3 protein-coding genes are annotated in these 10,949 nt (G+C 75.6%); all 3 read right to left on the bottom strand.

Going from position 1 to position 10,949, the window contains the following annotated elements:
- Positions 1-65: 65 nt before the first annotated feature.
- Genes ACIGG8_RS07770 through ACIGG8_RS07780 form a run of 3 tightly spaced genes read right to left on the bottom strand, consistent with a single transcriptional unit; the run spans position 66 to position 10,865 of the window.
- A complete protein-coding gene (locus tag ACIGG8_RS07770; RefSeq protein WP_396546329.1) occupies positions 66-6,407 on the bottom strand; it encodes an amino acid adenylation domain-containing protein in 6,342 nt (2,113 codons plus the stop codon).
- The gene (locus tag ACIGG8_RS07775; protein WP_396546330.1) at positions 6,404-9,094 is read right to left on the bottom strand and encodes a condensation domain-containing protein; all 2,691 of its coding nucleotides are present in this window, start codon (positions 9,092-9,094) and stop codon (positions 6,404-6,406) included. Before ACIGG8_RS07775 ends, ACIGG8_RS07770 begins: the two co-directional genes overlap by 4 nt.
- Positions 9,084-10,865, bottom strand: a complete 1,782-nt coding sequence (locus ACIGG8_RS07780; RefSeq protein WP_396546331.1) for a carbamoyltransferase — start codon at positions 10,863-10,865, stop codon at positions 9,084-9,086. The genes ACIGG8_RS07775 and ACIGG8_RS07780 overlap by 11 nt, the downstream gene beginning before the upstream one ends.
- Positions 10,866-10,949 lie beyond the last annotated feature (84 nt).

A 10,949-nucleotide genomic window follows, 5' to 3' on the forward strand; every position in this document is an offset into this window, starting at 1 on the left:
GGGGAAAGGGGTTGGGATGACGGATGGTGCGGGTCCCGCCGTGTGCTGACGGGGTGTCGGGAACGTCAGGCCGCCAGGTGGCGTGCGAGTTCCGCGACCGTGGGGTGGAGCTGGACGTCGACCGGCTTGAGCGGGAGGCCGAGTTCGCGCTTGATCCGGAAGGCGATCTGCACGGCCCGGACGGAGTCCCCGCCGAGGTCGAAGAAGTCGTCCTCCGCGCCGACGCGCTCCACCTTGAGGATCTCCGCCCACACCCGGGCCAGGGCCTCCTCCAGCGGGGTGTGCGGCGCCACGTGCCCGGCCGCGGCGGCGGAGCGGACGGGTGCGGGCAGCGCGGCGCGGTCCACCTTGCCGCTCGGCGACAGCGGCAGCGCGTCCAGCACCACCACCGCGGAGGGCACCAGGGACGCCGGCAGCCGGCGGCCCAGCCAGGCGCGCACCTCGTCGGCCGAGACCGCGGCGGAGGCGGCCGGGACCGCGGCGGAGGCGGCCGGGACGACGTACCCCACCAGCCGGCGCTCCGCGCCCTCGCCGAGCGCGGCGGCGGCACCGGCGGCGACCCCGGGGTGCGCCCGCAGGTGCGCCTCGACCTCGCCGAGTTCGATCCGCAGACCGCGGACCTTCACCTGGTCGTCGGTGCGCCCCAGGTATTCGAGCTCGCCGGCGGGCGTCCACCGGGCCACGTCGCCGGTCCGGTACAGGCGTGCCCCGGGCGCGTCGCCGGTCGGGTCGGGCACGAAGCGCTCGGCGGTCAGCGCGGGGCGGCCGAGGTAGCCGCGGGCCACGCCGACGCCGCCGATGCAGAGCTCCCCGCGGACACCGGGCGGCACCGGCCGGCCCGCCCCGTCCAGGACGTGGGCGACGGCGCCGGGAACGGCCCGGCCGATCAGGACGTCGCCCTCCGCGGCGCAGCGGTGGGCGGTCGCGTAGACGGTGGCCTCGGTCGGGCCGTATGCGTTGACCAGCTCGGCCGCCGCGGCCCAGCGCGCGGCCAGGGGCGCCGGGAGCGCCTCGCCCGCCACGACGACCCGGCGCAGCGCGGGCAGGTCGCCGGGGTCCAGGCCGGCCAGGACGCTCGGCGGCATCGACAGGACGGTCGGCCGGTGCGCGCGGATCGCCGCGACCAGCCCCTCGCCGACGCGGTCGGCCCCGCCGGGGGAGACGACGAAGGCGGCGCCGGTGGTGAGGGCGGACACGAGGTCGGCGACGGACACGTCGAAGCTCAGCGACGCGAACTGGAGGAGCCGGTCGTCCGGGCGCAGGGCCATGACCTCGTCTGTGACGGCCACCAGGTTGTCCAGCGACCGCCAGTCGACCTCGACCCCCTTGGGCGTGCCGGTGGAGCCCGAGGTGTAGATGACGTAGGCGAGTTCGGCGCCCTCGGGGCGGACGGTTCCGCCGTGGTCGGTGTTCCCTGCCTTTCCGGTGTTCCCTGCCCGGCCGGCGTCCCCGGCCTGGTCGGCGTTCCCCGCCCGGCTGGTGACGAGCGTGCGCCAGGTGCCGTCCGGGACGCGGCCGGTGGTGCCCGGGTCGGTGAGGACGAGCGGGACGTCCGCGTCCTTGAGGACGAACTCGATCCGGCTCGCCGGGTGGTCGGGGTCGATCGGGACGTGGGCGGCGCCGAGGCGCCACACGGCGAGGACGGCGGCGACCATGTCGGCGGAGCGGCCGAGGCAGAGCCCGACGCGGTCGCCGCGCCCGATCCCGGCCCCGGCGAGCAGGGCGGCCAGCCGGGCCGCGCGTTCGTCGAGCCCGCGGTAGGTCAGCCGTCCGCCCGCCGCGTCGGCGACGGCGGTGGCGTCGCCGTTCGCCGCGACCTGCGCCGCGAACCGGGCCAGGACGCCCTGCGGAACGGGGGTCGCGGTGCGTGCCGCGGCCGGGGCCGCGGCCGGTCCGGCGAGCTCCCCCTCCGGGTCGGTGACCAGGGCCTCGACGGCCCGGACGTGCTGCTCGGCGATCTCCTCGACCTGGGCCGGGGTCAGCCGGTGGGCGTCGTAGTCGATGCACAGCTGCAGGCCGTCGGTCAGCGGGTTGCGGAAGAACGTGACGGTGAGCGGGACGTCGGCCGGTTCCACCCGGCGGCTGGCGGTCAGTTCGCCCAGGCCGCTGAGCAGGTCCGCGTGCGCGCCGTCGCCCATGGTGTCGCGCATGACGTGGAAGTTGTTGAAGGTGAAGTTGGTGGTGAACAGGTCGCGCCCGCCGGCGAGTTGCCGGATCCGGGCCAACGGCATCCGGCGGTGGGGCAGGATCCCGGCCTCCGCCTCGAAGACCCGGCGGACCAGGTCGGACCGGCGCCCGCCGCCCACCGCGAGCCGGAACGGGACGGTGTTGAGGAACAGCCCGCGGGCTTCCGTCCCGCCGGTCTCCTCCAGCCGGCCGTTGAGCGTGACGCCGCAGCAGACGTCGTCGAGGCCGGTCTGCGCCGCGATCACCTGGAGGTGCGCGGCGAGCAGGACGGTCTTCTCCGGTACGCCGAGGCGCCTGGCGAGCGCTCCGACCCGCGGGCCGAGGCCGGCCGGCAGGTGCGCGTCGCGCCAGCCGTAGCCGTCGACCACGCCGCTGGCGCCGTCGCCGCGCAGGGCCTGCCCGGCGGGCCTGGGTGCCTGTTCGGCGAGCGCGGGGAGCTGCGGCAGGGTGTGCCCGGCGAGCGTCTCGGACCAGAACCGCCGGGACTCGGGCGAGGCCGACGCGCGCTGCTCCAGAGCGACGAAGTCGCGGTAGGCCGAGGCCGGGGGCGGGAGTTCGGCCGGGCCCGCGCCGTCCAGGAGCCGGGTGTAGTGCAGGAGGATCTCGGTGATCGTCGACCACAGGCTCCAGCCGTCGAGAATGGAGTGGTGCTCGACCAGCGTCCACTGGAAGCTGTCGTCGGTGAGCACCTGGACGCCCAGGCGCAGCATCGGCGGCCGCTCCAGGTCGAACGGGCGGCGCTCCCGCTCCAGCAGCTCGTCGACGGCCCGGTCCTGCTCGGCCGGGTTCAGCGCCCGCAGGTCCTCGACGACGAGCGGCACGTCGGCCTCGCGGTGGACGAGTTGCAGCGGCTCGTCGTAGTCCGTCAGGTCGAAGCCGGTCCGCAGGACGGGGTGCCGGGCGACCACGGCCCGGACGGCGCGGCGGAACGCCTCCTCGTCGAACCGGTACGGCAGGCGGTAGCTCGCCGCGTTGACGTAGGGCAGCGCCTGCAGGTCGGACGCCATGTGGTAGATCATTCCGACCTGGAGGGCCGTCATGGGGTAGGCGTCGTCGAGGTCGGCTCCGGGGCCGTCGGCGATCCGGGCCCGGTCGGCCGCGGAGAGCAGCCCGAAGGGCTCGGTGCGCGCGCGGTCGTCGGCCGTGTCGGCGGCGGCGGCGAGGTCGGCGAGGGTGCGGTGCCGGTAGATCTGGGCGACGGCGATGCCGAGTCCGCGCCCGCGGGCGAGGGCGGCCACCTGCACGGCGCGGATGGAGTCGCCGCCGAGGTCGAAGAAGCCGTCGTCGGCGCCGACCCGCTCGACCCGGAGGACCTCGGCCCAGACCTCGGCGAGGACCTCCTCGGCCGGGGTGCGCGGTGCCACGTAGGAGGCGGCGTCGCCGGAGACGTCCGGTGCGGGCAGGGCGGCGCGGTCGACCTTGCCGTTGCGGGTCAGCGGCAGGGCGTCCAGGACGACGACTGCGGCAGGGACCATGTGGGCGGGCAGGTGGGCTGCGGCGAAGTCGCGCAGTGCGCGGGAGTCGGTTCCGTCGGGGCAGGCCGCGTAGGCGACGAGCCGGCGGTCGCCGGGGGTGTCCTCGCGGACGACCGCGGTGGCGCCCCGGACGGACGGGTGTCGGCCGATCGCGGCCGCCACTTCGCCGAGTTCGATCCGGAAGCCGCGGATCTTCACCTGGTCGTCGTTGCGGCCGAGGTATTCGAGTTCGCCGTGGGCGTTCCAGCGGGCGAGGTCGCCGCTGCGGTACAGACGGGCGCCGGGCACGCCGCCGAACGGGTCCGGGACGAAGCGCTGGGCGGTGAGGTCCGGGCGTCCGAGGTAGCCGCGGGCCACGGCCTCGCCGCCGACGTGCAGTTCGCCCTGCACGCCGACCGGTACCGGCTCGCCGTGGGCGTCCAGGACGAGCGCCCGGTAGCCCGGCAGGGCCCGGCCGATCGGGCTGCTGCCGGTCTCGATCCGCTCCTCGTCCAGGACCTGCCAGGTGACGTGCACGGTGGTCTCGGTGATGCCGTACATGTTGACGAGGACGGGGTGGCCGGGCTGCCGTCGGCGCCACCAGGTGCGGACCGCGGCCGGGTCGAGCGCCTCGCCGCCGAACACGACCAGGCGCAGGCTCGGTTCGGCCTCCGGGCGGCGTTCCGCCTCGGCTGCGAGCTGGCGGAACGCGGACGGCGTCTGGTTCAGGACGGTGACGCGCTCGCGGACCAGCAGGTCGAGGAAGGCCGCCGGGTCGCGCGTCACGTCGCGCGGGACGACCACCAGGCGCCCGCCGTGGGCGAGGGCGCCCCAGATCTCCCAGACCGAGAAGTCGAAGGCGACCGAGTGGAACAGCGACCAGACGTCGGTGTCGCGCAGGCCGACGGTCTGCTCCCCGGCGTCCAGCAGCGCGGCCAGGTTGCCGTGGGTGACCTCGACGCCCTTCGGCCGGCCGGTGGAGCCCGAGGTGTAGATGACGTAGGCGGGTTCGCCGGGCTCCGGGCGGACGGCTCCGGGCCGGGGGCCGTCCGGCGCCGCGGTGGTGAGGAGCGTTCGCCGGCCGCCGGCGGGGACCAGGCCGACGGTGTCCGGGTCGGTGAGGACGAGCCGGACCCCGGCGTCGTCGAGGACGTAGGCGATCCGGTCCGCGGGGTTGTCGGGGTCGACGGGGACGTAGGCGGCGCCGAGGCGCCAGGCGGCGAGGACGGCGGCGACCATGTCGGCGGAGCGGCCGAGGCAGAGCCCGACGCGGTCGCCGCGCCCGACCCCGGCCCCGGCGAGCAGCGCGGCGAGCCGGGCGGCGCGCTCGTCGAGCCCGCGGTAGGTCAGCCGTGCGCCGGTGCCGTCGGTGACCGCGACGCGGTCACCGGCCGCCGCGACCTGCGCGGCGAACCGCTCCGGCGCCGACGGCCGCACCCGCGGCGCCGGAGCCGTCCCGACGAGCTGCGCCCGCTCCTCGGCCGACAGCAGTTCGGCGCGCGCCACGGGTGCGTCCGGCTCGGCCAGGAGGGCTGCGAGCAGTCGGCGCCAGTGCCCGACCAGGCGCTCGACCAGCTCCGCGTCGATCAGCTCGGTCCGGTGTTCGACCTCGATCTCGATCCGCTCGCCGTCGTCGTTGACGTTCCAGGTGAGGTCGAACTTGGCGGTCGCGGTGTTCACCGGGACGTGGGCGGTCTCCAGCCCCGCCATCGGGGGCGCCGCGTGGCCGCGGGCGTAGCCGAACAGGATCCGGAACAGCGGCGAGCCGTCCCGGTCGGTGCCGAGCCGCCGGGCGAGGTCCTCCAGGGCGACGTCCTGGTGCTCCAGGGCGTCGATGAACGCGTCCCGGGCGGTGTCGAGCAGGCCGGTGAAGTCGGTGCCGGGGCGGGCGGCGATCCGCAGCGGGACCACCTTGACCAGACAGTCCACCAGCCGGTCCGTCCGCGGGTCGTCCCGGCCCGCCAGCGACGTCCCGATGACGAGGTCCTGCTCCCCGCTGTAGCGGGTGAGCAGCGCGGCGAACCCGGCGAGGAGCGTCACGGCGGGGCTCACCCGGTGGGTGCGGCCGAAGGCGCGCACGGCCTCGCAGAGCGAGTCGGGCAGGGTGAACCGGGACGTCGTGCCCCGGTTGGTGCGGGCCGTCGCCGGGCGGCCGGAGCCGAACAGCTCCGTCGCCGCGGGGGCGTCGCGCAGCGTCCGCTCCCAGAAGGCGAGGTTCTCCTCGGCCGTGGCGGCGTCGAGCGGCCGGAGCTCGGGCTCCTGCGGCCCCTCGTCGGGTCCGGGCGTGCGGTCCGCGCCGGGCCGGTAGTGGGCGGCGAGGTCCTCCAGCAGGACGTCCACCGACCAGCCGTCGCTCACGAGGTGGTGGGACACCAGCAGCAGGAAGCACTCGTCCTCGGCGTACCGCAGGACGGTCACCCGCAGCAGGGCGTCGCCGGCGACGGCGAAGGGACGCGCGATCTCCTCGGCCATGGCCTGCCGGGCGGCCGCCTCGTCGGTCAGCCGGAGCTCGCGGACGGGGACGTCGCCGTGGTCGAGGACGGTCCGGCGGGGGAGTCCGGCGGCGGAGGAGAACCTCGTCCGCAGCGCGCGGTGGCGGCGCACGAGCGCCGCGACGGCGTCCCGCAGCCCGTCCGTGGACAGCTCGCCCCGCAGGCGCAGCGCGACCGGCACGTTGTACACCGGCTGCCCCGGGTTGACCTGCTCGGCCAGCCAGATGCCCTGCTGGGTCGGCGACACGGGTAGCGAGTGTGTCGAGTGGGTCATGACGCCGCACCTCTTTCCTGATCGGCGGTCTGCCGCTGCCGGTGCTCGTCCGCCCGCGCCAGCCGGATGACCCTGACGGTCCTGTGCAGGCCCGGCAGGTCGGGCTCGTGCGCCTCGATGTGCGCCGCCAGCGCGGCGACCGTCCCGTCGACCAGCAGGACGCGCAGCGGCACCGTGACGGACAGTTCGCGCCGCAGCCGCGCCACGATCCGCGTCGCGGTCAGCGAGTAGCCGCCGAGCGCGAAGAAGTCCTGGTCGGCGCCGACGGCCTCCACGCCGAGCTCGTCGGCCCAGATGTCGGCCAGGACGGTTTCGAGGGCCGCGCGCCGCCCGGAGGCCGGGGCCGGACCGGCGGCCGGGTCCTCGTGGGTCGGGGCCTCGCCGGCCGGGGCCGGACCGGCGGCCGGGGCCTCGTCGAGCGGGGCCCCGGCGGTCCGGTCCGGCGCGGCCGGCTCCCCGACGGGCAGCCACCCGTCGGCCGGCAGCTCCGGATCCCGCACCACGGCCGCGAGGAGCGACAGGTAGTGCTCGACGAACCGGGCGATGTGCGCGGCGTCGTAGCGGTCGGCCCGGTACTCGACGTTGCCGATGGTCCCCGAGGTGGTGGACTCCAGCGTCACCATCAGCCCGAACTTCGCCGAGCGGACCCGGACGGGCACCTCCTCGGCCTCGGCCCCCGGGAGCACGAGCCGGACCGGGTCGACGTTCAGCAGCTCGAAGATGACCGAGGTCAGCGGCGAGCCCGGGGCGCCGTGGGCCCGCCGCTCCCGCAGGGCGGTCTCCAGCGGGTAGTCCTGGTGCGCGTAGGCGTCGATGACGGTGGTCCGGGCGCGGTCCAGGAGCTCGCGGAACGGGAGCCCGGTGGCCAGCCCGGTGCGCAGCTGCACGAGGTTGACGAACGAGCCGACCGTCGTTTCGAGTTGCGGGTGGTTGCGGCCGGCGACGGAGGTGCCGACGGTGAGGTCGTGCCCGCCCGAGTAGCGGTGCAGCAGACCGAGGAAGGCGGCGTAGAGCACCATGAACGGGGTGGTGCCGCTGCGCCGGCCGAGCGCCTCGACCTCGCCGAGCAGCCCGGCGGGTATCTCGAAGCGGTGGCAGCCGCTGCGCAGGCCGGGGCCCGCGTCGGAGCGGTGCAGCGCCGTCAGGTCCACCTCGGGGGCGGTGACCACGCCCTCCCGCCAGTGGTCCTGCAGCGCGGGCAGCCGCTCGGCCAGCACGCCGCGGTGCCAGGCCGCGTAGTCCAGGTAGCCGGTGCGCGGCCCGTCGTCCGGTGCGCCCGCCCGGCCGGCGTACAGCGCGCCGAGCTCGTCGACGAGGTGGGCCAGCGACCACTGGTCGCAGACGATGTGGTGGACGACGAGGACGAAGGCCCAGTCGTCCTCGGCCAGGCGCACGAGCACCGCGCGCAGCGCGTTCTCGGCCAGGTCGAAGGGCGCGTTGACGGTGCGGTCGACCAGCGCGGCGAGGGCCGCCTCGTCGGATCCGGGCAGTTCGACGGTCTCGAAGGGGGCCGCCGGGTCCGGCGCGAGGCTCTGGACGGGGCCGGCGTCCGACTCGGTGATCCGCAGCCGTAGCGCCTCGTGCCGCCGTACCAGCTCGTTCAGGGCCCGGCGCAGCGCGTCCGGGTCCACCGTGCCGCGCAGCCGCCAGTACAGCGGGAAGTTGTACTGCGCCGCGCCGGGGTTGAGCTGTTCGGCGAGCCAGATCCCGGTCTGCGCGGAGCTGAGCGGGTGGGCGCCGCCGACCGGTGCGGTCGGGATCGGGCGCACCGTCGAGGGCGCGGCCCGGTCGATCCGGTCGGCGAGCGCGGCGAGCGTGGGGTGGTGGAAGAGGTCCTCCACGGTGAGCTCGACGCCGAAGAGGGTGCCCGCCCGCATGGCGACCCGGGCGGCCAGCAGGGAGTGCCCGCCGAGGGCGAAGAAGTCGGACTCGGTGTCGATCTCGGCGGGGGAGACGTCCAGGACCTCGGCCCAGACGGCCGTCAGGAGGCCCTCGGTGGTGGTCGGTCCGGGGGTGCCGGGCGCCGCCGGGGAGGCCTGCGCCGGCTCCGGGTCCGCGTCCGCCTCGACGTCGAGCAGGGGCAGGTCCGGCGAGTCCAGGAGTGCGGCCAGCACCTGCCGGACGTCGCCGCAGAAGGCCGTCACGGCGGCGGGGTCGTAGAGGTCGCGGTCGAACTCGCAGCCGGCCTCCTTGCGGTCCGGGTCGAGGACGAGCACCACGTCCCGGTCGGCGAGCTGCGGTGCGATGCCCCGCCACTCCTCGGCCGGGCGACCGAACAGCACCGCGACACCGGAGCGCCCGGCGGACTCCGACCCGGCTCCGGGCTCGGTGTCCAGCGCGGTTTCGAGCTCGGCGTCCAGCCGGCCGAGGGTCACCGTCGCGGCGGCCCGGCCGCCCGACTCGACCTCGACGTCCAGGAGTCGGGCCGGTCCGAAGGCGGTGCCGACGGCGAGCGCGGTGCGGCCGCGGCGGTGGCGGGCGGCCAGTGCGGCGGCGACCGCGGCGACCGCCACCGTCTGCGGCTCGACCCCGTACCGGGCGGAGACCTCGGAGAGGCACTCGGCGAAGGCGGCGCCGTCGAGGCTGACCGTCGCGCGCCGGAACTGCGGCACCGGCGGGCGCGGCCGGTCGGGCGGCAGCGTCGCGTGCTCGGCCGGCCGGCCGGGCCGGAAGGGGCTAGCCGACATCGGCGATCGACTCCTCGGCGTCCTTGACGATGACGGTGCGGCCGAGGACGAGGGCGTCCAGCTTCGAGCGCAGGAAGGTGCGCAGCGCCTCCTGCGGGGTCGCGATGATCGGCTGGCCACGCAGGTTGAAGGAGGTGTTCAGCACCACCGGCGTGCCGGTGCGCCGGCCGAAGGCGCCGATCAGCTCGAAGAACCGCGGGTTGCTCGCGGGGTGGAGCACCTGGACGCGGGCACTGCCGTCGACATGGGTCACCGCGCCGAGGTTGTCGCGCTGCTCGGCGCGGGTCTGCGTCACGAACAGCATGTGGGCGTACCGGGATTCGGTGCCCGGGTCGATCTCGAAGTACTCGCCGGCGTCCTGGACGCGGACCACCGGTGCGAACGGCCGGAAGCTCTCGCGCTCCTTGACCACCTCGTTCAGGCGGTCGCGCATCGCCTCGGTGCGCGGATCGGCGATGATGCTGCGGTTGCCGAGCGCGCGGGGGCCGAACTCCATCCGGCCCTGGACCCACGCCGTGATGCTGCCGTCGGCCAGCAGCTGCGCGACCCGTTCGGCGAGTTCGGCGTCGGTGGCGTACTCCTCGACGGTGCAGCCCTCCGGCTCGCCGACCGCCGCCGCCAGCTCCTCGTCCGAGAACCCGGGCCCCCAGTACGGCATGGACATCCGCCCGGCCCGCGAGGCCCCGGCGGCGTCCGCCGCGAGCGCCGCACCGATCGCGGTGCCGTCGTCGCTGGAGGCCGGCTGGACGAAGACGTCGTCGAACAGGCGGCTGCGCGAGACCAGGCCGTTGAGCGTGCAGTTCAGCGCGACACCGCCGGCCAGGCAGAGCCGGGACAGGCCGGTGCGCTCGCGGGCCGCGCGCAGGACGTGCAGCATCGCCTGCTCGGTGATCGCCTGCAGGCCCGCGGCGATGTCGGCGTGGTCCTGGGTCGAGGGCTGCCCCGGCAGCCGGGCCGGGCCGAGCACGGCCGCCAGCTCGCGCAGGACGCCCTCGTGGGTCTCGTGCTCGAAGGCCGTGCGGTCCCGGGCCAGCACGGGGACGGTGTACGTGCCGTCCTCCCGCAGCCGCACCATCGCGGCGAAGCGGTCGTAGTAGCGCTGCGGGTCGCCGTAGGGCGCCAGGCCCATCACCTTGTACTCGTCCATGAAGGGCACGAAGCCGAGGTGGTGGGTGACCAGGCTGTAGAGGATCCCGACCGAGTGCATGGCCGGGATGGTGCTCAGCACCTCGATGGACTCGCCCCGGCCGACCGCGACGGTCAGGCTCTCCGACTCGCCCATCCCGTCGCTCACCACGATCAGCGACTCCTCGAACCCGCTGGGGTAGAAGGTGCTGGCGGCGTGGGCCAGGTGGTGCGGGACGGGCCGGAAGCGGTCGTCCCAGGGGCGGCCTGGCAGGAACTTCCCGGCCAGCGCGAGCTGCGACTCCGTCGAGTACACCTCGCGGAACCGGGCCGCGGAATGCGGGCTCCCGAAGCTGTCGGCCGGCTCCCCGTAGGCGAAGCCGTGCGCCAGGACGTCGATGTCGTCGGGCCCCAGACCGGCCTGCGCCAGGCAGAACTCGATCGCGTTGACGGGGAACGACCCGGTGGTCTTCTCGCCGGTGAACCGCTCCTCCGCGGCGGCGGCCACGACCTCGCCGTCGATCACCAGGGCCGCCGCCGAGTCGTAGCCCTGGGCGAACCTGTGCAGCCGGGGATCGAGCCCGGGGAAGGCCTCCCGCTTGAATTCCAGACCGCCGTTCAGCCCGCTGTAGCCGAGGACGCGCATAGTCTCCAACCTCACCGTCGATGCCGCGCGGAATTGTTCGGCCCTCACGCTAGGCCGGGAGATCCCCGCACGTCGCCGCCCGTA

This window comes from Kitasatospora sp. NPDC085464, from assembly GCF_044541955.1.
Classification (GTDB): Bacteria; Actinomycetota; Actinomycetes; order Streptomycetales; family Streptomycetaceae; genus Kitasatospora.